This window comes from Microvirga sp. TS319, assembly GCF_041276405.1.
Taxonomy (GTDB): Bacteria; Pseudomonadota; Alphaproteobacteria; order Rhizobiales; family Beijerinckiaceae; genus Microvirga.
Window position 1 is genome coordinate 926,980 of record NZ_JBGGGT010000001.1, and the last position, 20,790, is coordinate 947,769.

Sequence of the window (20,790 nt, forward strand, 5' to 3'; positions counted from 1 at the left end):
AGCAGGGTTCGTTGCGGACGCCTCAGGCTACAGTGACATCACCTCCTGGGCGGCTTCTTGATGGTGGCGCCACGGCCGCTCTTCGCGGTTCATGCGGGAACCACGTGGCTGTGGGGTCTCGCGCTCTTGGAGGACCAGCAGTTGGGCGGATTGATCATGTGGGTGCCCGGCTCCGACGACTTGGAGAAGGTGCGCCCCTCGACTCATAAGCTCTGCAAAGCTGTGCGGCCTGTGATGCGGTCCTCACGGCTTCATATACGAAGATAGTCGAAGCAACCGGCGGGCAAACCGGATCCGCTCACGAGGATTGCGCCCTGCCGGAATAGCTTCAGCCGGGACTGCTCGTCCGCGATGCGGATCACCACAAGCTCTCCGGAAGCATCAGCCCAGACCAGCCGTCCATTTACGGACCCAACCGCACGAATGATCCGCTCCGGCGCTGTCCCAGGCGCAAACAACACCGTCGTGAACTCGCTGCCCTGCGGCAGCCGGAGGGCCTGAACTCCCGCACCGATGACGAATAGCGCCACAAGCGACCAGCCTACATACGGAGAGCGGGTGATCCGCATCCCATCATCGTCGCCGCTCCGCCGCATCAGCCAGCCGACAGCCAATGGCAGGATGCCAAAGACTCCGAACCAGAGAAGATCCCACAAGAGCGGATTGCCGCTGTCCATGCGGATGCGGTGGATTCCGAGTACCCAGTGCGAGACGATACCGTCAACGGTATGCCAGCTACCGAACCCGATCAGGATGTTCGCCAGCAGCAGACGGCCCAAGGGGCGGTCCGGCTCGGTCCTCGAGGTCCATAGCATCCACAAGCCACCGAGGGCGATGACGTACATCAAGGCATGAAAGTAGCCGTCCGCGGCCACTTGGAATCGAATATCCTGGCCATTGATAGCGCTCAGGAGGTGGTGCCACTGGAGGATCTGGTGGAGCAGGATGCCGTCGAAGAAGCCGCCGAGCGCAAAGCCCAGAAGGTAACCTGACCATCGATAGCGGCCACTTGCCTCAACGCGTGCCATCGTTTCCTCTTGGCTGAAGAGCCGCTCTCCTGGGCAGGTGCCGCCGGAATGCCCTTGTCCCTAGGGGCAGCCTGATGAGGTCTAAACTAAGCGCCAGGCCCGAAGTTTCAGATCGGGCGACCACAGCCGTTATGCAATGAAGTCTCATGGGCAACCTTCCGCAAGGTTGCACAGCTAATCTGGAATGTCTCCTGATGGCACTCCTGAGGCGCAAGAGCATGCGTAGCCCGCTGTAAATGCGTTATTCACGAAATCTCACGCATCCACTCTATGTGATCTCAACTTTGACAACGGCGTAGGCATCGAGCGTTACAAGGGATCCTTCAAAATCTCGCATAGCGACATCGATGTAGTCGCAATTTGTCGTCAGCTGCTCGAACGAGGCTGCATCGAGCGTTGCAAGTCGAGCCTTCCTGCCAAGGTCGAGCGGAACCACGACTGATGCAGCAGCAGCATCGCGGTTTGCGAGCCACAATATGGTCGCCTCGCCGTTCTTCACGGCAATGGCATCGATCTTTCCCTTCGGCGAAACCGTTGTCGAAAGGAGTGTGCCGCCAGCCAATGGCGCGAGCCCTGCCACGACATGGTAGGCCGGATAGACGGCCGGCACCTCCAAGGCGTCGAAATAGGGCTGCGGGAAATCCGTCTTGCGAAAGATATGCCCGAAAGGACCGGTAGGGGCGCCGAGCGCGATTGCCGGGATGCCGCCACGAGCAAATGTGGCGATATAGCTCAGTGTCCAGGCGGCGTTGAACAGGCCGCGCTGGCGCGGGTCAAGCCGGCTCAGACAGACGCGGGCGTTATTCGGGTTTGATGCCGTGCTCTTGCCGTAAGGGTTTTCGCGGCAGCCGAGCTGGCTGGGGCCAATCCGATATTCGATATCCTTCCCCAAGAAGGCATGTGTCGAGAGGATTTGGTACGGCAGCGCTTCCATCGTTTCCATAACCGAGCGGTCGTCGGCGGCGTGAACGTTCGGACAGGTGCAATGGGTGACGTAGTCGAGAAGCTCCGCAGGAGGGCGTTTGCGGTTCAACTCGGTAAAGTAGGTCGCCATCCCTCCGCCGAGCTTGGCTCGTGGAAACGCGTGCCGTGCGGCCGCGTAGATCTCTTCAAAGCTCGGCATCTCCGGCCAGGGAGTGCCGGGGAGGACAGATTTCATGTCCTGGGCGGGGAATACTGCAACTGCAGAGGGGGTGAGATCGGCCTCGGCAACTATTGCCGCAAGCTCGGCCAGTTCGGCTGTGGGGTCTGGGCCGCCCGAAGTGATGATTTCGAGCACGATCTCGGCGCCGGTCAATGCGCCGAGCTGCCTGTAGAGTCCGAGCTCTCTCAGTCCGCGACCATCCCGCAAATCGATTTGGCAGACCAGCCATTTCGGCCCCAAACGCTGCACCATTGCGGCATCCGCAAGCGCGTGCCGGACCTCTTCCGCCGGCACCCCAAGGCCGATTGCGGGAAGCTTCCCGATCTCCTCTCCGATATGAACCGTGACCGTCTGCTCAGCATTGTCCGGCGGGGCGGCCGGCAGCGGACCCGTGACCGTGATCCGCACGGACTGCGTCACCGGCTCCCCTTTGGGCAGTGTATAGGGCCATTCCCGCGCCAACGGCCGCACATAGGTCTTGTATGAGGCGTCGGACCAGTTGCGCTGATCCTCCATTTCGAACGCATCGCCTTCCATCGTGCAGGTCACCCAGACCCCGGGCGTGATCTCATGCGAGAGGGCGCGGATGTCGTGGAACGGGCACATGGGATCGATCGTTTCGGGGAAGGTCGAGTCTTCCTGTCCGCCATCAGTGTGGAGAACCTGGACCCGCTTCCCGGCCACGCCCTCGATCGGGTGTAGGACGATGAATCCTGTCCGATTGGTGACAAAGTTGGTCTCCGGCTCGGCGACAGCTTCGAATGTGAGCGATCCGTCCTTTTTCCCTTCGATGTGCGCCCTGTAGACAAGACGGCGTTGGCTATCGCCGCATTCAGCCCTGTAGGCGACGGAGAAGAGCTCCGGTCGTTCGTCTATCTCCAGTTGGTTGATCGAAGGCGTGAAGGTGCCCCAGTTCTCATCACGCACGAGAAAAGCGATGGCACGAATGACCTCGATTCCGCCGATCCGGACATAGCGAAGCGCGCCGCTTTCAAATTCGGCGGACAGGGGACCGGCCTTCAGCGTTCGTGTCGGCTCGCCGACGATTTCGGTGCCATAGAGCTTCACTGCGCGAGAGACCATGATTTCCTCCCGTTAAAGCGCCTGCTCGCTTCTTGCATCGAAGAACGACGCATGCATCAGATTAATGTCCACGATGATCCTCTCGCCGGGACGGCTCACGTCGTGCGCCTGCAGCTCGGCGATGATGGGCTGGCCTGCTAAGCGGAAGGTCGCATAGCTCCGCGAACCCGTAGGCTGAATCAGATCGACCGTCGCCTCGTGCCGCACGCTTCCATGTCGCCCATCGCCATGTGCGCGGGTCACATGTTCCGGTCTCAGACCGAGTAGAACCGGCAGGCCGTCCCTGATCCCTTTGAGCCGCCGCTCTTCAGGTAGTGTCAGGGCAACGCTGCCATCTCCCAGCTTCACGCGGCATTGCCCGTCAACGGCCAGTATTCCGGGGACGAAGGACATCTGGGGCGAACCGAGGAAGGCGGCGACAAAGCGGTTGGCAGGCCGCTCGAACAGTTCGAGCGGTGCGCCCTGTTGCTCGATGACTCCGTCGCGCATCAGCACGATCCGGTCAGCGAGTGTCATCGCCTCGATCTGATCGTGGGTGACGTAGATCATAGTCGTCGAGATTTCCTGATGCAGCCGCTTGATCTCGCCCCGCATCTCGTCGCGCAACTGGGCATCCAGGTTGGAAAGCGGTTCGTCAAAGAGGAAAATGCGCGGATTGCGCACGATCGCCCTGCCGATCGCGACTCTCTGGCGCTGCCCGCCCGAGAGATGGCGCGGCAGCCTGTCGAGGAACTGCACAATCCCGAGCATCTTGGCGGTGCTGCGCACCCGTTCGGCGATCTCGGCGGGCGGCAGCTTGCGCGCCTTCAGTCCGAAGCCGATGTTCTGCTCAACTGTCATATGCGGGTAGAGGGCGTAGTCCTGGAACACCATCGCGACATCCCGATCGCGCGGCCGCATCTCGTTGACCACCTCGCCGCCAATCTCGATCTCCCCTTCGCTGACCTCCTCAAGTCCGGCGATCATTCGCAACAGCGTGCTCTTTCCACAGCCAGACGGGCCGACCAGGACCGTGAATTCCCCATCGCCTATATCGAGATCGATTCCTCGCACAGCGTGAAAACTGCCGAACCGTTTCTGCAGCCCTGTGATCCTGACACGCGCCATTCCGAGCTTGTCCCTCTTTCTTATTCTCATCCGCGCACGGCACCGAGCGTCAGTCCTCGGACGAGGTGCTTTTGGGCGAGGACCCCGAGCGCAATCGACGGTACCAGGGACACGATCGCAAGCGCACTCGCCTCGCCATATTGCGCTCCCTGGAAGCCAAGGAAGGCGCGAAAGACGGTCGGCAACGTGAAAGCATTGCGGCTGGTCAATACCAGTGCAAAGAAAAACTCCGTCCAGCATGCAATGAAGGCGAATACGGCCGCCGCCACGATACCCGGCCCGGCAAGCGGCACGGCGACTTGCCAGAACGCCTGCCAGCGCGTGCAGCCGTCGACGAGTGCAGCGTCCTCCATCGATCTCGGCATCTGACGGAAATAGGCGAACATCATCCACACCGATACCGGCAGTGTGAAGACCGTATAGGCGATGATCAGCCCAAGCCGCGTATCGTGCAGGCCTACGCCACGATAGATCAAGAAGATCGGCAGGATGACGGCGACCGGCGGCAGGAACCGTTGCGAAAGCACCCAAAAGGAAAGGTGCCTGCCTCCCGTGTTGAATCGCGCGAGGCTATAGGCCATGAGCGTTCCAAAAAGGGTGGAGAGTAGGGTCGCCGACAGTGAGACAAGCAGGCTGTTCGTCAGGCCCTGCAGGCCACGATAGGCAAACAGCGCCGCCGTATAGTGGACGAGGGTCGGGGCCTTCGGAAACCAGACCGGCGGAACGGCGAGATAATCGTCGCTCGGCTTGATCGATGTGACGAACACCCAGTAGAGCGGAACGAGCACGAAACACAGGAAGGCTCCGACCAAGACGATGCGCCCGACGGGGATACGACGGCGCCGTGCCGATGAATGTGCCATCACGCCACCTCCGGCCTGAGGAGTTGCCTGACCAGCAGGCCCACGACGACAGCGGTCACGATCAGGAAGATCCAGCTCCCCGCCGTCGCTTGGGAAAGATGGAACTGGGTGAAGCCGATGGTGTAGAGGTAATAGGAGGCCGTATAGGTCTTCGTTCCCGGCCCGCCCGACGTCATGATGAAGATCGTGTCGAACAGCTTGATCGCGTCGAGCAGACGAAACGTGACTGCAAGGAGGATCATCGGCCTAAGGAACGGGATCGTTATCGCCCAGAAGGCCTGCCATGCACTGACACCGTCGAGTTCCGCCGCCTCGTAGAGGTTCGGGGGAATCGACGTCAGGCCTGCAAGGAGCACGACGAACATGAACGGGGTCCATTGCCAGACATCCGCTAGGATCAGCGAAAAATAGATCCAGGGGCTCTGGCTCAGCCAGCTGATGGTCACGTCGTGGCCGACGATCTGGCTCAGAATGTAGTTCGTGGGGCCGAACGGCCGCTGAAGGAGGAGAGCCCAGGCTTGGCCGACGATAACAGGACTAATGAAGAGCGGCACGATCAGAACCGACATGACGAGTCCGCGTCCGGGAAAGTTTCTGACCATTGCCAGCGCGAGTCCGAGCCCGAGAAGAAGTTCGATTGCCACATTGGCGGCCGATAGCATGGCCGTGAGGGCCAGGGACCAACGGGCCACCGGATCATAGACCACGGCCCGGAAGTTCTTCAGACCGACGAATGCGTGACCGGGGATCTGGAAATCGTAGTTGACGAAGGCCACCCAGGCGGAGAAGAGCAGCGGATAAATGGAAAGAGCGAGGATGAGGAGGACGGCGGGCGCAACGAGCAGCCACCTGAAATGGCGATCGCTCCACTCGGAAAGGGCGGAGAGCGGCGGCAGAGAACCGACCGCGGCAGTCTCCAGCCTGACGCTCGTGCTCATAGCAGTTCCTCCCAGCATCGCCGGCCCAGCACTGCGGATCGATCGACTGATGTCTGCCGGCACCGGAGTGCCGGCATCTCGTCAAAATGCGGTCGGGCTCAATCGAGCTTCACCGCCATGCCCATGGAAGCCACCGTATGATCGGCAGATGAGCCCGGCAGCTTCCTGTACTCGTCGTAGAAGGCCTTCTGCGATTCCGTCCCCAGCCGCTCCGTCGTCGCGTCCCACTCTTCCGCGGCCGTCTGGAGTGCCGTTTTTGGATCGGTGTCGGCCCAGACGGAAGAGCACATGCGGTCGAGGGATAATGCATAGTCCTGCCAACCGGGCATGATCATATCCAGGAGCCCGACATTCGCCGAGTCGTTGAGGTTGATGAGATAGTCCTTCGCGTCAGGCCAGAGTGCCCGATAGAGATCCGACTTGAAGTGCGACAGGCGATAAGGATCGCGCAGTGAATAGGGCAACATCACCCGGGCGAGCGAAACCGGTGGCGACGTGACCCACTGCATGAAGAGATAGGCCGCCTCCGCATTGGAGGAATCCGCGGCCAGCGCCTTGTTGTAGCCCGTCGCGTGCTCCGGATGGCCACCCGGCACGATGGCGTAGCCGACCTTTCCGGCAATCGACGACTGTGGGATGAAGTTGATCGCCTTGGCGCTTTGCGAATAGTTCGCGGCCATTCGGCCGGTGGGCGGCCAAGAATAGATCATCGCCACCTTGCCCTGGAGGAAAGCGGCCCAAAGCGACACGGCGTCGAGTTCGTTGTTCCCGGGAATCGAAGCCTTATTGGCAGCGATCATGTTCTCCAGCGTCTTGATGCCGGCTGGCGAATTGAGCTGCGCCTTCATGTTTCCGTCGAAAAGGACGCCGTTATTGGCCCGGTACTGCTGCAGAAAGTCGTACTGGTTGCCCGGGCTTCCGGCTTTACGGAAGTGCCCCGCTCCATAAACCTGCGGGGCCATGTTGTCCGTGATGAACTGGGCGACCTGCGTGTAGTCTTCCCAGGTTTTCGGCACCTGGAGCGGCTTGCCGAACTTTTTCTGGTAGCTCTCCTTCAGCTTGGCGTCGTCGAAAATGTCCTTGCGATAGTAGAGCGCGAACATGTCGCCGTCGTCAAAGAAACCCCAGACTTTTCCCTTGTATGTAGGCAGCGCTTTGTAAAGGGGATGATAGTCGTTGAGATCGTCTTGGTTGATATATTTGGCCATCAGCTCGTCTAGCGGCTGAATCACGCCGCCGTCGGCGAGCGACGGCGTCCAAGCGGGTTCGATGTCGAGAACGTCGTAGGCGCCGGACTGAGCGATATGCTCGGCAATCGGCTTGGAGTATTGATCGGGATGCGAGAGTTCGACGACATTGGATTTTATGCCGGTCAACTGCTCCCAGACCGGTCCGGAAAAGTTGCGCGGATCGAGGGCCTGGAGGCCGGACTCATAGGTCATGTTGAGGGTGACGCCCTTGTATTTCTTGGCGGCCTGGACAGCTCGATAGGCCGAGCCGTCGGCTGGACCTTCCGTCGACGCCTTGAGCGCAGACGCCTGCGCCTTGCCGAGCGGTGTCGTAGGATCGGCAAGGTCCAGCGCCGCCTGCGCCAAGGCATGTTCCGTCAGGCTTCCCAGAACGCCACCAGCGAGCGGGAGCATTCCGAGCGCCTGACCGAACCGCGTAATGAATGTCCTGCGTGTCGGCTCTCCGCGGAGCCATGCGTCGACTTCGGCAGACAACCCGGCTTCGAAATCTCGTCTTTCACGTTCGTTCATGACTGCTCCTCCCAATCAAGAGCCTGTGGCCGCTGGCGGCCACGCTCCCATTTGCGGCCCCACAGACGCTGTGGGGGTGCCGTTCCTAGCCTTCAAAACGCGAGCGGAAATGAGCCAACCGTTCCTTCCAGGCCGGATTTTCCAGGACCTCCCGGTTCACGACGCCGCGCGGAACTCTTCCGTGCTGCACCTCAAGCACCGCCTGAACGTCCGCTGCGCCGTTGCCGGCAAAGCACTGGTCGGTCCAGCACAGCGCATGGGGCGTGAGAATGACATTGTCGAGCCGAAGGATCGGGTCGTTCGGGTCCGGAGGTTCCTTCTCAAGGACATCCAGGCCCGCTCCAGCGATCCAGCCCTCACGGAGCGCCTTTGTGATGGCCTTCTGATCCACAATGGGACCGCGTGCCGTATTGATGAGGTACGCGGTCGGCTTCATGAGCCGCAGGCGCTCCTCGTTGACCAGATGGTGAGTTTCCGTGGTTAGGGGCACGCTCACCGACAGGATGTCCGAGCGGCGGAAGAGATCGTCCAGCCCCACCAGTTCAACACCGAGTTCGGTCGCCACCGCCGTATCGGCATAAGGATCGTAGGCAGCGAGTTTCATGCCGAAGGGCTTGAGAAGCCGAAAGACTTCGGTACCGATGTTGCCGATGCCGATCGAACCGAAGGTTCGCCCCACCAGTCCGGTGCCCATATGTTCCGACCGCCTAGCGTATCCGGCGTCCGCCGCCCGGGTCAGCCGGTCCTTCGCGATGAGCTTTCCGGTCAATGCGAGCATGAAGGTCAAGATCGATACGGCGACCGGCCGGCGCACCCCGTCGGGCGTGATGACGAGAGCAATTCCAGCCTTGGTGCAGGCCCCCACATCGACAGTGTCGTAGCCGACACCGAAGCGGGCGACCACGGCAAGTCGGCCGCTCTTCGGAATGCTTTCGCGACCGAAACGGTGGGCGAGGAGGATCAATGCGTCGAATTCCTCGAGCTGCTCGCCCCGGATCGGGTCGGACGGCTCGAGAAAGGCCATTTCGATATCGGGCGCCGAAACGAGCTGATCCAAGTCGAAATCGGGATAGGTGGGCGATCCGTCAGGTTTCTTGAAATCGCCGGAGAGGGCGACGCGGAATGTCGCGGACATGGCTGCGTTCACTCCATTGTATGTTGCTTGCAGTCGGCGCGAAGCCTTGCGATCGCCGATGCAAGAGCATCATGGAGGACCCAGACATCGCCGGAGTAGCAGACGAAATCGAAGCCTTTTTCGTATATCGCGACGCCCTGCTCGACGCTGGGAACGAGCCTGCCGAGCGCTTTGTTGTGCTTCCTCGTGGCGGCGATGACGGTCTCGATCGCCTTGTTGAAGACTGGATGGTCGAACTGCCCCGGCACACCCAGCGAAACGGAGAGATCGAAATGACCGACCCACAGGCAGTCCACACCGTCGATCGCCGCCATCCTTTCGGCATTCTCGACGCCTTCGGCCGTCTCGATCTGGCAAAACAGCGTCGTGCGCTTGTTCGCGGCGACGAACTTGTCTTCCACGGCTCCCGGCTGATAGCGATCGTGGGCAACCTGCAGGGCGACACCGCGCCTGCCGACCGGGTGGTACTTCATGGAATCGATGATATGGCGGACCTCATCGGGATTGCCGACCATCGGCAGCATCAGTCCCTCCGCCCCCATATCCATGGCGCGGGCGATGTGATGGTATTCGCGGGAAGGGACGCGGACGATGGCGGGGAGTTGGGCGGCCTCGAAGTAGCGCATTGCGCTCTTCACGGTCTCGAACCCGAAGCCGGAATGCTCGAGATCGAATAGGACGAAATCACAGCCGGCCGATTTCAGGATGTGTCCGATGCCCGGTGTCGCAAACTCCACGACGAAATGCCCGAGCTTGGCCGATCGTGTGCCAGCCATCTCCTTGAGGTTGTATTCTCCCATTTCTGTCCTCCCCTTGGATGGACGCATCCCGCCGGCGCGGAGCGTCTCAGGTCTGCGCGGCGCTCCTGCCCTCAAAGACGAGTTCGCCTCGAAGAACCGACTTGGCGCTCACCAGCGGCGCGCTTTCGGTGTCGAAATGCTTGTAATGGTCCGATCTAACGTGTGCGTCGAACCCAGCCTCGTCGTCATAGACTTCGACGAGAAGAACGCGGTCGCGGTCCTCGTGCGGCTCGACGACGTCGAAGCGCCGGCAGCTCGGCTCCGTCCCCGCCGATATGCGAGCATTGGCGTCGACGAGACGACGAAAGGCGGTGCCCATACCCGGATACAGACGGAAGTCGACGATGACGACGTAGCCGGTCATGTCCGATGCTCCACGATGCCCATATAGCGTCGAGCCACATATTCGAGGTGCTCGCGCATGGCGCGCTCGGCACGGTCGGGATCGCGGGTCACGACGGCCTGGAAGATCGACCTGTGGGCTTCATAGGCGGTTCGATCTTCGCCATAAGCGAGCGTCGCCCGCCGCTGTTCGAGGAGCCACTCGGCGAGTGCTGCGTGGATAGCGGTGAAGATGGGATTGCGCGGTACGAGGGCGAAGACATAGTGGAAGTCGACGTCCGTTCGTTCGAAGCGCTTCAGATCGCCGATGGACTCCCTGTTCGCTTCCAGCGCCTGTTCCAGGCTGGAAAGATCGTCCTGCGTGGCATGAAGAGCCGCATGGCGGGCGAGGCCGGTTTCGAAGAAGATGCGGGCATTCTGGAAGTCCTGAATGCCGTCGGGCGCGGCCATCATGTGGCGAGCCGAGCCGGCGAGTGCTTCGATGACGATCTGAGGCGTCGGCCGGGTCACCCGCGCCCGCTCCCCGGAGCGGATCTCGACCAGTCCCATCTTGCGCAAATGAAAAAGCGCCTCGCGAACTGCCGGACGACCGACGCCAAACTGGCGCATCAGTTCCCGTTCAGAAGGAAGTCGACCGGACTCAGCAAATTCGCCGTCGCTGATCATCTGCTCAAGACGATCGGCGACCTCCTCATAGAGTTTCCGTGGCTGAATGGCCAGATCGCGCATGTATGGCATACCTTTCATGCCACATGCAGCACCATAGATCACCGGCCATCGCAGGACAATGTAAAAGCACCGTCCCTACCTACAATGAGGCCGCAATAACCAGACAGAACTATTGCCGACTTCGAAAGGATTACATGATTCGAACGTCACCGGGCAGGGCGTCGCGAGCAGAAGGACGAGATGCGGCTGCAGCAGCTGCACGTTTTCTCACTCTGTGGACGTTGATAGATCCTGGACCCTCGCTGCGCTCTCCTCGGACTGACGGCACGGGGCCGACCTTAGCCTTAATTCCGCAATGGGGCTGCGAAGCGACCTTCACGCGAACTAGCTTGTGGGCTCAGGTTGACCCGTTGCTGACCTTGGCTGCCTATAATGCTGGTTCACAGCAGTTTTGCTGACTGGGGGCTCCGAAGCTTTGCCGACGAAGCTTAGCCTTGATACAGCGTCAGTGAGGACCCATGCGGGCCGATCGAGACACAACCAAGTTTCAATTACAACTAAATTTCAATTTATGACGAAGTTGGTATAAGCAGTTACGAATTAACCTAGCTCAGACATATAAACCTATCACACGCTTTTGCTCATCTCGGCAAATGCTCAGCTTACTGGCTGAGCCATTTTCCCTTGGATACCTCGATCAATGATACGCAAGCGACCGAACTTCCTCGGCTCCGGCATCAGGACTGCGCTCTTGCGAAGCGTCGGCCTGCCGGAGAACGAACGCGCCCCCGCAGCCATGATCCTGTCGCTGCTCGTAGCCTGTGTCGTTGTTCTCACTGTCGGCGCCACTCTCGGTGCATTCGTATATACATATCGGGCTCAGCAGGACCTCTTGGCTCTTCGGACGGAGAGCCGTGACGTCCGAAGCGTCCAGTTGGCCCTGCTCGACATCGAGAGTGGTGCACGAGGCTATGCCCTGTCCTCGCGGCCCGACTATCTCCAGCCCTATAGCGTTGGATCGCAGGCTCTCGATGACAACCGGGCGACGCTGGGCAAACTCGACCGGTTCGTGGCCGAGAAGTCCGGCAGTGCCCCAGGCACCCAGACCGCGTCTTCTCTCATCGCCCATCTCCGGTCCGAGCTGTCCAAGATGATCAGTGCAGCGCAACCTGGAAGCGCCAGTGGAGCCGAGCAGTTCGCCCACCTGGACCGTACCAAAGCGACCATGGATACGCTGCGCCAGATCATGGGCCAGTTCCTGGCCACCAAGGCAGGCGAGGCAACCCAGGCAGAGGACAATGTCGCTGCGCTGCAGAGGCTCCTTCTCGCGCTCCAGATCATCAGTGGGATCGCTATCCTGACTGCGCTGTTCCTGGCCTTTCGCGGCGTGGTCAGCCAATCGCGAGCGCGGGCGGCTGCCATGGGCGAAGCGGTCCAGAACCGGGATCAGATTGGACATCTGCTCTCGATGGCCGACATGTTGCAGAGCGCCATGGGGTACGAGGACGCGAATGCGGTGTTGCGGGCCACTGCTGGACGCTTGCTGTCCGGTTTTGGCGGCGCACTCTACATCTTCAACAATTCGCGTGACCGGCTCGACCTCTCCACAGCGTGGAATGTCGATGGCGCTGGGACTTCCCATCCACAGGTCATCCCGCCATCGCAGTGTTGGGCGCTCAAGCGGGGAAAGCCCCACATCAATCGCGGAACCTATGGGGCGCTCCGCTGCAGCCATGCACTCGATGGGCAGAGTGCGCTTGAAATCCCGATGCTGGCGCGCGGCGAGGTTTATGGGCTCCTGCAGATCTTCAGTGATGACCCGACCGGGGAGGGCTTGGAAACGATCAAGCCGCTGGCGATTGCCCTGGCCGACAGTATGTCGTTGGCTTTGTCGAGCATTGCGCTGCGGGAGCGTCTACGCAACCAGGCCCTGCGTGATCCTCTCACCGGGCTCTATAACCGCCGCTTCATGGAGGAGGTACTCGAGAGCTTCGCCCTCCAGGCCGAAAGGCGGAACGCGCCGATGTCGGCGATCATGGTCGACCTCGACCATTTTAAGAAGCTGAATGATCAGCACGGTCATGCCGTTGGCGATGCTGTGCTGCGTGATGTCGCCGCTGCCATTCTGTCCGCGTTGCGCAAGAGTGACATTGCATGCCGCTACGGCGGCGAGGAGTTGATCGTCCTGTTGCCGGACAGCGATCTTGTCACCGCGCGCACAAAGGCGGAGGAAATCCGCAAACGCATCGCGGAGATTTCGCCGGTCGAAGGCGTCGTGGTGAGCGCGTCCCTTGGTGTGGCGTCGATCCCGCAGACCTCGGCTAGCCCTGCGGATCTCTTAATGATGGCTGATACAGCTCTCTACAAGGCCAAGCAGGAGGGACGGAATCGGGTCGAGACCGCGCCCGCACGGATGGCGCTCGTCAAACCGTAAGGCTCCTGGTCGGGAACGCCGACGACCCGATTCGACGATTGAGCCTGTCGGGTTGTTGTGGCTCGTTTCTTTCGATGTGCGTGATTGCCGCGCCATTCGCACCCACGTGGCTGTGCGCGGATGAGCATTCAGGATATCAGCCTGCGCTAGCAGTTCGTCATTCGCACTGACAACTGCCGCTCCTGGCCGATTTCATTCTCTAATGGGTCAAGAGGCAGCCCTCCGATCCTGAGCCTTTGTGCGCTTCCAAAGGGTGTCTGCGTTCTCTCCGTGCTCCAGGACACTTGATGGGGTTGAAAAAGTCCTCGTAAACGGCGGCGGCTCGTGATTGCCGAATGAGGCATTGTCGACGAGCATGCCGGGGAGGTCGCCTGTGCACTGGCCGGCACGCCAGCCTGTGAGCGGTCGCGCCAGGGCCGCAAGCGCATCGAGATGCGGGTTGCCCGTCTCAAGCGAGTTCTCACGATGGGACGTCTGCGGGTGCGGGGTCCGTGCGGCGCTCGGACGAGTTCCTGCTGGCGGCAACGGCTTAGAACCTGAGAAAGCCCGCCAGGCTGGTCACTTCACCAGGGCCTCCCATGATCCAACGAGCCTGAAAAGGCCCGAAGGATACACCTCACCACGGTCCTAACCTCAACAAGGCGAGCTACGCCGCTGTCCCAGCCCGTCTGGATGCCGACCTTGGCACCGCAATCGGCACTACTCGGAAGGAGCGGTGAGCTTCCAGATCGACAGCCATAGCAGAACTCGCACGGCGTCCTTAACCGACTCCGAATGCATCCGCACGATCCTTCAAGGATGGAAGTTTATCCAGGGTCGAGATTTTCCAACATGCTGTTGGAGAATCTGTCCCACAGCGTGTGGAACGCGTACGGCACGCCCAGCATGTCTAGCGTCCGTCGGCTTTGAACGGCAAAATTGGCGTTCACGTAACTTCCGGAGAGGCGGGGTTTGTCCCTTGGCTGTCGCCATGATCGATTCCCAAAGCCCTTCAGGCTCTCTTCAGAAAGCAAACCTTGCGGTATGCAAAGAACTGTTAGATGCGCTCGGCATACTGCTGGGAACCGCGACTGTCGCTCGCAGCCCGTCGCTACAAGGCGATATCCTTGTGGTCCGCATTACAGAGCCAAACCTTCTGCCAGCTAGCGCTCGGCCCGTTTCTTCAAGGGGCTCCCTTTTGCGTATGAAGTCGTGAAGCCATCGAAAATCAGACATCGCTGAAAACAGTGTCGGAATCGCCTCGCCGGACAAAGCGCCCTTTATCAGAGATGAGGAGCCGGAGGGCTGGCAGGCTATGGCGAGGTGTTTCAAACTTGCACTTCTCTCCCCGAGCGGAACCATTCGTCTTGAGACCTCATTGCCGTGTGTAGGAAATGGAGGTTTCCAATGCCGGACGAGAAGATCGACCGAAAACGCCCGGTCGGCGCGGAGAACGAGCCCAAACCGATCCAGCAGCGGCACGTGGACGACGCCGTCGATGACAGCTTCCCTGCGAGCGATCCACCCGCCTGGACCACGTCGGCATCGAAGAGTGTCGCCGCGGAATGTGAGCCTGACGACCTGAACGAGCCGCCGACTCCGCCTGGCCAAGGGTTGGAAGCACGGTCCGGCGGCGACCAATCGTCCGGCCTCACCCGTGACCTTTATCAGCGTGGCCAGAGCTACCTGGAGCAGGGCAGGCACTATATGCCGGAGGCTGAGCGCTATTACCGGCAGGGCACTGAAACCGTGAGCCGATCCGTGCGGGAGCACCCGCTTGCCACCGTGCTCGCCGTGGGTGCGCTCGGCTGTGCCGTCGGCTGGCTTCTAGGCCGCCGGGTGACGGCTTCCGGTCCGACGAGGCAGTGGCAGCCCGGCTCCAACCAGCGTCCGCGAGAGACGCAGAACTGGCGTCCGGCCCCGCAAGCGGTCCGCGGCGCAGGGCAGGCTCCGGCCCACGGCGAGGCCGAAGCGGCGAGCCAAACGAACAACAGCTTCTGATCAGGCTGGAACTGGCTTTCCGCGCCAATCCGGCCCTTGGCCTCGATCATTGCGGCCAAGGGCTTTACACGGGTGGAAGGCGGGACACGCCGTAGAACACAAGACGCCGTGCTGCGAGAAGGCGCCTGAGCCGCGACACGCGCCGGCGCACCTCGACGACGCACGACAGCAGGCTCTGCTTGGCGGACCGGATGAGCATCACCTCCTCCAGGCGATCCGGAAGGCTTCCAGAGCAGCGAGCGCCTCAAAGGAGGCGGTAAGGTGCCAGTCGAGCTGCGAGGCCACAAGTGCCGGCGGGCCCAAGGCGCCGATCAGGGTTTCGTCCTTGTCCTGCTCGCGAACGGCCTCCAGGAACGGCAGGTCCCCGTCATGGACGGTGATGATCGATCGCGGTTCGACGAGAAACTCCAGGTGTACAGCTGCCCGGGCAGTAGCTCCTCTCGCCCATTGTCGTCTGTCGGGCCGAGCGCCACGACATCGAACCGAAAGTCCTCGCCACAATTGTCGAGATATAGGTCGTCCTGCGAGCGCAGGAGCCCGCGAAGCGAAGCGTCGTCGAGGCTGAAGAGCCTGGCCAGAGGGGCGAGGACCTGCCGGTCCCGGGTGGCGGCGTCGACCCAGAGCAGGCTGCGAAATCCGAGGAGGATCTGGGCGCCAAGGATGAGGGTGTGGTTTTCGCTAAGAACCTCCTCAACTTGGTCGTTCACGCTCGCAATGGCGGCCACCAGCGGAGGCGAGGGCCGATTGGTTCCTGGGTCGGCCGCCTGATAGCTTTGGAACGCCCAACAGGATCGGACGTTACTCCCGCTCTGCTGAGTAGCGCCCATGGGCCACCCGACCACGCCACGCGATGGACAGCCTCTGGACCCCGACACGGTTCCGGTGCGGGAGCACGACTGTCGGAGCGCCACCCGGTCGGAGGCCGAGGAGATCCTGCCGCTCGTCGAAGAGACCGCTGTGATCCGCAAGCGGGAAGTCGTCACCGGCAAGGTCCGGATCGGGACTGTCACCGACACGATCGAAGAACTTGCCAGAGCCGACCTGCAACGTGACTTCGTCGAGGTCACTCGCGTGCCTGTCGACAAGGTGGTCGACACCGCTCCCGAGATCAGGACCGAAGGCGACGTCACCATTGTGCCGGTGCTCGAGGAGGTGCTCGTCGTTACAAAGCAGCTCGTCCTCAAGGAGGAGCTGCATGTCCGGCGACGGGTAGAGTCCGAGGCCGTCGAGGTGCCCGTCAGCCTACGCAAGCAGCGGGCCATCGTGGAGCGTGAGGCTCTCGATGGCTCGACCATCAACAAGGAGGAGACAGATCGATGACGTCGAGTTTGAGCTCGGGTTCTTCGTCAACCCGGCGAATGGTGACGGCCTTCTTCGACAGCCGCAGCGATGCCGAGCAGGCCATCGAACGCCTGACCGCGGCCGGCGTATCGCGCGACAGCATTCGCTTCATGCCGGGTGACGAGCGTGACCCAGTCGATAATGATGCCGGCTCGTCCGCGCGCACCGAATCGCGTGGTTTCTGGGATTCCCTGGGGGATTGGTTCCTGCCGGACGAAGACCGGGGCACCTTTGCCGAAGGCCTGCGCCGCGGCGGCTACCTGCTTTCCGTAGAAGCCAGTGATGCCCAGTACGAGCGGGTGCTCGACATCCTCGATGACGAGGGCACGATCGACATCGACGAGCGGGCGGACACCTGGCGCTCGGAAGGGTGGACGGGCACGTCCGGTTCCTCGACGTCCGATGTCCTGTCCGGTTCAACCGCGAACCTGACCACCGGAGACGCCGCAACAGCCTCCGGGATCGCGTCAGGCACGGCCGATAGGAGCACGGCCGCCGGTGCGACCCGCTTCTCCGATGATCTTGCCGCCACGGATGCGGGCTCCGCAACCGCCGTTCCGCCGATGTCACCGGAATCCCGGATGACCGATTTCGATGCCGACGGATCGACGCGATCAGACAGGACTGTCGATGTGCCCAGCCCCGGCGGGGCCGGCCCGACCGGTGCCCAGGGCCGCCTGTCGGATCGGGACGAAGAGGTCATTCCTGTCGCTGAGGAGCGGCTGCGGGTGGGCAAGCGCGATGTCAGCCACGGGCGCGTTCGCGTTCGCTCCTACGTGGTGGAAACTCCGGTCGAGGAGCAGGTCACGCTCCGCGAGGAGCGGGTTGCCGTCGAACGCCACCCGGCCGACCGTGCCCTGAGCGACGCCGATCAGGCGTTCCAGGAACGCACCATCGAGGCCGAGGAGCGGGGCGAGGAGGCGGTCGTCTCCAAGGAAGCCCGGGTCACGGAAGAGGTGGTCGTCCGCAAGGAGGCCGAGCAGCGCACTGAAGCCGTGTCGGACACCGTCCGAAAGACCGAGGTTGAGGTCGAAGACGAGCGCGGCACCAAGATCCGCGGCACCGGCACCACGGACCGGACCTGATCCTGCTCATGATGACAGACCCGGAGCGACGTCGCTCCGGGTCTCTTTCCGTCTGCCGCACAGGCGATGAAACCGCGGTCATTCAACGGACCACACCCATCGAAAGGCCCTTCGCCCGGTCCGTCACCGACTGGGATGGGGCAGCCTGATTTGGCTTGATCGCCTGTCTGGCGTGCGGCATCGCAGCCGGAACAGTCTCTCAGGCCAGACATTGCTCCCGAAGGCGGCCATAGGGGCCGGAGACACGCCATGATCTGGGTTCGCAGGATCATCGACCCGGGCGAATGGAACGCGGTGCAGGACCACTTCGAAGGCCTGTTCGTGAAGCTTGGATGTCCGGGCCAGATGATGCTGGTGGCGACCACCGGCCCTGACGCGACCGTGCTCTTCGCCAGTCTTCCAAATCCGTCCCTCCTGCACGCCTTGGCGGGGTTCGAGCAGGTCGGTGATGACCAGCTGCCGGCCGAAGCCTCGCTTCTTATCGGCCACAACCACGCCTTTGAGACGCAGTTCAGGTACGCGAAGTGGAAGCCTGCGGGCTAGCATCGACGCGGGATCGCCGTTGAACAGCGAAGCTAGTGCTTGGAGCCGGTCTGCCCCTCGACGATTTCGCTGACGGCCCATTTCGTGGATTGGGCTGGCATAGCTCCTTTAGGTTTTTCTTTCTTCGGTTTCTTGGCTTCCCGATTCCCATGCTGTTCGCGGTGTGCCATGACCTTCTCCTCCGGCATCCCGAAATCGTCTGAAGCGCTCAGCGGATCACACCTCCCAACTGTATCACACAAGAGCAACGGGAGGACGAGTCGAACTGGATCTGACCGTTGACAATGCGGCGACTGCCGATATCTATTGACTTTATGGGGGCTGCGATCCCCTCATGAGGCGACATGCCCAAGCTCGCGTCCAGCTCTCCTTCAGCGAGGACGCATTGTCATGCTGGCAGCCAACATCATCTCCATCAACAAGCCGTTCCGCTCGAGTGGCACACCCAAGTGCCCGATCCCTGATGATCATGGACCGGCGAAGGTTCCGCTGCCGATCCATGGCCGATCCCAGGCAAATAGTTCCGTCCATGAGCGGGAGAACCGGGGGCGATGCAAGGAGAGCAAAATGCGGATCCTGACCAGCGTTGCAGTTCTTGGATTGGTTTTAGGCGCACCTGCGCTGGGTGCCGAGGACTGGCAGCAGCAGATTGCCAGCGGCCTCGGCAAGCAGGGCACCGAAATGCCCGGCGGCGTGTACCGCGTGGGCCTGCCCCGGACTGATCTCAACGTCACCCTCGACGGTGTAGAGATTAAGCCTGCCTTGGCCCTCGGCTCCTGGCTCGCGTTCAAGCCGATGGGGAACGAGGTCACGGTCATGGGCGACCTCGTCCTGACGCAGGAGGAGATCAATCCGGTCCTGTCCCGCCTGGAGCAGGGCGGGGTGGAGATCACGGCCCTGCACAATCACCTCCTGCGCTCCTCGCCGGCCACGATGTACATGCACGTGCACGGCCATGGCGACGCTGCGAAGCTCGCCACAACCCTGCGGGAGGCGCTCAACGCGAGCAAGACGCCGTTCGGGGCTGAGACCGCTGGCATCTCGCCTCAGGCGGCCGCGCAGGCGACGACCACCGCATCCACCGGCTCGGCCCCCGACCTCGATGCGGCGGCGCTCGACCGGGCTCTCGGACATAAGGGCAAGGTCAACGGCGGCGTGTATCAGGTCAGCGTGTCCCGGGCGGAGGCGGTCAAGGATGATGGCATGGAGATACCCGCGGCGATGGGCTCGGCCATTGCCATCAACCTCCAGCCGACCGGATCCGGCAGGGCGGCGACCACCGGCGACTTCGTGCTCACGGCCGACGAGGTGAACCCGGTCATCAAGGCGCTGCAATCGAACGGCATCGATGTAACGGCCGTGCACAACCACATGCTCAACGACGAGCCGCGCCTTTTCTTCATGCACTTCTGGGCCAATGAGGACACCGCGAAAGTCGCCAAGGGACTGCGGGCTGCGCTCGACCAGGTGAAGACCGCGAAGGACTAGGAGGGACCGATGAGAGGGATCTTCCTTCAAGTCGTTGGCACCCTCATGAGGACTGCGTTCTCGGCCATGGTCACGCCACAGGCTGCACACGCGGCCGAGTCCATGCCCCTGCAACTTGAGGTGAAGATCCCACTCGGCAACGTTAAGGGTCGGATCGACCATATGGCGATTGACCTCGACCGCCGACGTCTCTTCGTGGCGGAGCTCGGCAACGACAGCGTCGGGATTGTTGACCTGAACGCCTCGAAGGTGTCAGGCCGGATTCGGGGCCTCAAGGAGCCGCAGGGCGTCGGCTATGTCCCTTCGACCGACACCCTTTATGTCGCCAACGCGGGCGATGGATCGGTCCGGCTGTTCAAGGGCCAAGACCTCAAGGAAACAGGCCGGATCGAACTCGGGAGTGACGCGGACAACGTTCGTATCGACAGCGCCGGCAACCGGGTGATCGTCGGTTATGGCGAAGGAGCCTTGGCCATCCTCGACGCCAAGGACAACCGAAGGATCGCCGAGATTGGCCTGCATGGTCATCCCGAGAGTTTCCGGCTCGAGAGCGGCGGGAGCCGGGTTTTCGTGAACGTCCCCGGTGCGCACGCGATCGAGGTTGCAGACCACCAGAGTAGCAAGGTCACTGCCAAGTGGCCGACCGGGCACTTGAGGGCGAATTTCCCGATGGCCCTCGACGAGGCCTCCCGACAGGTCCTCGCGGTGTTTCGCAATCCACCGACGTTGACCGCGTTTTCCATGAAGGACGGTGCACCTGTCGCAAGCACAGGAACATGCGGGGATTCCGACGACGTGTTCGTGGATGCGAAGCGGCGCCGGGTCTACGTGAGCTGTGGTGAGGGCTACCTGGACATCTTCGAGCCGGATGCCGGCACCTTCCGTCGGACAGCCCATCTGGCCACCGCTCCAGGCGCACGCACCGCGTTATTCGTTCCCGAACTGGACCGCCTGTTCCTGGCCGTGCGGGCGAGAGATCAGGAGCCAGCCGCGATCTGGGTTTATAGGCCGGGACCGTGAGAGAGCATGGGCTGCCTCCGCAATCGTCTG

At 61.8% G+C, this 20,790-nt stretch carries 21 protein-coding genes; 8 read left to right on the forward strand and 13 right to left on the reverse strand.

Annotated elements, in window-relative coordinates; all coding sequences use genetic code 11:
* Positions 1-45 precede the first annotated feature (45 nt).
* Positions 46-267 (forward strand): cytochrome c oxidase assembly protein, encoded by a 222-nt coding sequence (locus AB8841_RS04260; RefSeq protein WP_370435532.1) that lies wholly within the window; start codon positions 46-48, stop codon positions 265-267.
* On the opposite strand, the gene AB8841_RS04265 is transcribed toward AB8841_RS04260, so the two are convergent.
* The 10 genes from AB8841_RS04265 to nanR form a co-directional block, all read right to left on the reverse strand.
* Entirely contained in the window at positions 252-1,028 is a 777-nt protein-coding gene (locus tag AB8841_RS04265) for a DUF2243 domain-containing protein (protein WP_370434604.1), read from the reverse strand. The genes AB8841_RS04260 and AB8841_RS04265 overlap by 16 nt on opposite strands.
* 268 nt (positions 1,029-1,296) lie before the next feature.
* Positions 1,297-3,255, reverse strand: coding sequence for a hypothetical protein (locus tag AB8841_RS04270; RefSeq protein ID WP_370434605.1), 1,959 nt, complete (start codon positions 3,253-3,255; stop codon positions 1,297-1,299).
* 12 nt (positions 3,256-3,267) lie between these two features.
* Positions 3,268-4,362: an ABC transporter ATP-binding protein gene (locus tag AB8841_RS04275; RefSeq protein WP_370434606.1), complete on the reverse strand. Its 1,095-nt coding sequence runs from the start codon at positions 4,360-4,362 to the stop codon at positions 3,268-3,270.
* Between the two features lie 26 nt (positions 4,363-4,388).
* Complete coding sequence (locus tag AB8841_RS04280) at positions 4,389-5,225, reverse strand: carbohydrate ABC transporter permease (protein WP_370434607.1); 837 nt, start codon at positions 5,223-5,225, stop codon at positions 4,389-4,391.
* Positions 5,225-6,163, reverse strand: a complete 939-nt coding sequence (locus AB8841_RS04285) for a carbohydrate ABC transporter permease (RefSeq protein ID WP_370434608.1) — start codon at positions 6,161-6,163, stop codon at positions 5,225-5,227. Before AB8841_RS04285 ends, AB8841_RS04280 begins: the two co-directional genes overlap by 1 nt.
* 98 nt (positions 6,164-6,261) lie before the next feature.
* On the reverse strand, positions 6,262-7,923 hold the full coding sequence (locus AB8841_RS04290; protein WP_370434609.1) for an extracellular solute-binding protein: 1,662 nt from the start codon (positions 7,921-7,923) through the stop codon (positions 6,262-6,264).
* 85 nt (positions 7,924-8,008) lie between these two features.
* Positions 8,009-9,058: an NAD(P)-dependent oxidoreductase gene (locus AB8841_RS04295; protein WP_370434610.1), complete on the reverse strand. Its 1,050-nt coding sequence runs from the start codon at positions 9,056-9,058 to the stop codon at positions 8,009-8,011.
* A gap of 8 nt (positions 9,059-9,066) precedes the next feature.
* Positions 9,067-9,858, reverse strand: a complete 792-nt coding sequence (locus AB8841_RS04300; protein WP_370434611.1) for an HpcH/HpaI aldolase/citrate lyase family protein — start codon at positions 9,856-9,858, stop codon at positions 9,067-9,069.
* Positions 9,859-9,904: 46 nt separating this feature from the next.
* Positions 9,905-10,222, reverse strand: coding sequence for a putative quinol monooxygenase (locus tag AB8841_RS04305; protein WP_370434612.1), 318 nt, complete (start codon positions 10,220-10,222; stop codon positions 9,905-9,907).
* Positions 10,219-10,929, reverse strand: coding sequence for a transcriptional regulator NanR (gene nanR, locus AB8841_RS04310; RefSeq protein WP_370434613.1), 711 nt, complete (start codon positions 10,927-10,929; stop codon positions 10,219-10,221). Before nanR ends, AB8841_RS04305 begins: the two co-directional genes overlap by 4 nt.
* A gap of 736 nt (positions 10,930-11,665) precedes the next feature.
* On the opposite strand from nanR, the gene AB8841_RS04315 reads away from it, so the two are divergent.
* Positions 11,666-13,303, forward strand: a complete 1,638-nt coding sequence (locus AB8841_RS04315) for a diguanylate cyclase (RefSeq protein WP_370435533.1) — start codon at positions 11,666-11,668, stop codon at positions 13,301-13,303.
* A gap of 1,386 nt (positions 13,304-14,689) precedes the next feature.
* Entirely contained in the window at positions 14,690-15,283 is a 594-nt protein-coding gene (locus AB8841_RS04320; protein WP_370434614.1) for a hypothetical protein, read from the forward strand.
* A gap of 64 nt (positions 15,284-15,347) precedes the next feature.
* On the opposite strand, the gene AB8841_RS04325 is transcribed toward AB8841_RS04320, so the two are convergent.
* Together AB8841_RS04325 and AB8841_RS04330 are read right to left on the reverse strand one after the other, a co-directional pair.
* A complete protein-coding gene (locus tag AB8841_RS04325) occupies positions 15,348-15,482 on the reverse strand; it encodes a hypothetical protein (protein WP_370434615.1) in 135 nt (44 codons plus the stop codon).
* 112 nt (positions 15,483-15,594) lie between these two features.
* On the reverse strand, positions 15,595-15,990 hold the full coding sequence (locus AB8841_RS04330) for a hypothetical protein (RefSeq protein ID WP_370434616.1): 396 nt from the start codon (positions 15,988-15,990) through the stop codon (positions 15,595-15,597).
* 118 nt (positions 15,991-16,108) lie between these two features.
* On the opposite strand from AB8841_RS04330, the gene AB8841_RS04335 reads away from it, so the two are divergent.
* The 3 genes from AB8841_RS04335 (at position 16,109) to AB8841_RS04345 (ending at position 18,252) form a co-directional block, all read left to right on the forward strand.
* On the forward strand, positions 16,109-16,603 hold the full coding sequence (locus AB8841_RS04335; protein ID WP_370434617.1) for a YsnF/AvaK domain-containing protein: 495 nt from the start codon (positions 16,109-16,111) through the stop codon (positions 16,601-16,603).
* On the forward strand, positions 16,600-17,709 hold the full coding sequence (locus AB8841_RS04340; protein ID WP_370434618.1) for a YsnF/AvaK domain-containing protein: 1,110 nt from the start codon (positions 16,600-16,602) through the stop codon (positions 17,707-17,709). The genes AB8841_RS04335 and AB8841_RS04340 overlap by 4 nt, the downstream gene beginning before the upstream one ends.
* A 249-nt stretch (positions 17,710-17,958) precedes the next feature.
* On the forward strand, positions 17,959-18,252 hold the full coding sequence (locus AB8841_RS04345; RefSeq protein WP_370434619.1) for a hypothetical protein: 294 nt from the start codon (positions 17,959-17,961) through the stop codon (positions 18,250-18,252).
* A 32-nt stretch (positions 18,253-18,284) separates the two neighbouring features.
* On the opposite strand, the gene AB8841_RS04350 is transcribed toward AB8841_RS04345, so the two are convergent.
* Positions 18,285-18,422 (reverse strand): hypothetical protein, encoded by a 138-nt coding sequence (locus AB8841_RS04350; RefSeq protein ID WP_370434620.1) that lies wholly within the window; start codon positions 18,420-18,422, stop codon positions 18,285-18,287.
* Positions 18,423-18,819: 397 nt separating this feature from the next.
* On the opposite strand from AB8841_RS04350, the gene AB8841_RS04355 reads away from it, so the two are divergent.
* Complete coding sequence (locus AB8841_RS04355) at positions 18,820-19,740, forward strand: DUF1259 domain-containing protein (RefSeq protein WP_370434621.1); 921 nt, start codon at positions 18,820-18,822, stop codon at positions 19,738-19,740.
* 9 nt (positions 19,741-19,749) lie between these two features.
* Positions 19,750-20,760, forward strand: coding sequence for a YncE family protein (locus AB8841_RS04360; protein ID WP_370434622.1), 1,011 nt, complete (start codon positions 19,750-19,752; stop codon positions 20,758-20,760).
* The last annotated feature ends 30 nt before the right edge of the window (positions 20,761-20,790 follow it).

What these genes read in the sequence shown, in the direction of transcription:
- AB8841_RS04275 (WP_370434606.1), bottom strand. Translation starts at nt 4,362, where the DNA reads ATGGCGCGTGTCAGGATCACAGGGCTGCAGAAACGGTTCGGCAGTTTT.
- AB8841_RS04325 (WP_370434615.1), bottom strand. Translation starts at nt 15,482, where the DNA reads ATGCTCATCCGGTCCGCCAAGCAGAGCCTGCTGTCGTGCGTCGTCGAG.
- AB8841_RS04320 (WP_370434614.1), top strand. Translation starts at nt 14,690, where the DNA reads ATGCCGGACGAGAAGATCGACCGAAAACGCCCGGTCGGCGCGGAGAAC.
- AB8841_RS04280 (WP_370434607.1), bottom strand. Translation starts at nt 5,225, where the DNA reads ATGGCACATTCATCGGCACGGCGCCGTCGTATCCCCGTCGGGCGCATC.
- AB8841_RS04350 (WP_370434620.1), bottom strand. Translation starts at nt 18,422, where the DNA reads ATGGCACACCGCGAACAGCATGGGAATCGGGAAGCCAAGAAACCGAAG.
- AB8841_RS04285 (WP_370434608.1), bottom strand. Translation starts at nt 6,163, where the DNA reads ATGAGCACGAGCGTCAGGCTGGAGACTGCCGCGGTCGGTTCTCTGCCG.
- AB8841_RS04345 (WP_370434619.1), top strand. Translation starts at nt 17,959, where the DNA reads ATGATCTGGGTTCGCAGGATCATCGACCCGGGCGAATGGAACGCGGTG.
- AB8841_RS04305 (WP_370434612.1), bottom strand. Translation starts at nt 10,222, where the DNA reads ATGACCGGCTACGTCGTCATCGTCGACTTCCGTCTGTATCCGGGTATG.
- AB8841_RS04295 (WP_370434610.1), bottom strand. Translation starts at nt 9,058, where the DNA reads ATGTCCGCGACATTCCGCGTCGCCCTCTCCGGCGATTTCAAGAAACCT.
- AB8841_RS04315 (WP_370435533.1), top strand. Translation starts at nt 11,666, where the DNA reads ATGATCCTGTCGCTGCTCGTAGCCTGTGTCGTTGTTCTCACTGTCGGC.
- AB8841_RS04335 (WP_370434617.1), top strand. Translation starts at nt 16,109, where the DNA reads ATGGGCCACCCGACCACGCCACGCGATGGACAGCCTCTGGACCCCGAC.
- AB8841_RS04290 (WP_370434609.1), bottom strand. Translation starts at nt 7,923, where the DNA reads ATGAACGAACGTGAAAGACGAGATTTCGAAGCCGGGTTGTCTGCCGAA.
- AB8841_RS04270 (WP_370434605.1), bottom strand. Translation starts at nt 3,255, where the DNA reads ATGGTCTCTCGCGCAGTGAAGCTCTATGGCACCGAAATCGTCGGCGAG.
- nanR (WP_370434613.1), bottom strand. Translation starts at nt 10,929, where the DNA reads ATGCGCGATCTGGCCATTCAGCCACGGAAACTCTATGAGGAGGTCGCC.
- AB8841_RS04265 (WP_370434604.1), bottom strand. Translation starts at nt 1,028, where the DNA reads ATGGCACGCGTTGAGGCAAGTGGCCGCTATCGATGGTCAGGTTACCTT.
- AB8841_RS04300 (WP_370434611.1), bottom strand. Translation starts at nt 9,858, where the DNA reads ATGGGAGAATACAACCTCAAGGAGATGGCTGGCACACGATCGGCCAAG.
- AB8841_RS04355 (WP_370434621.1), top strand. Translation starts at nt 18,820, where the DNA reads ATGCGGATCCTGACCAGCGTTGCAGTTCTTGGATTGGTTTTAGGCGCA.
- AB8841_RS04360 (WP_370434622.1), top strand. Translation starts at nt 19,750, where the DNA reads ATGAGAGGGATCTTCCTTCAAGTCGTTGGCACCCTCATGAGGACTGCG.
- AB8841_RS04340 (WP_370434618.1), top strand. Translation starts at nt 16,600, where the DNA reads ATGACGTCGAGTTTGAGCTCGGGTTCTTCGTCAACCCGGCGAATGGTG.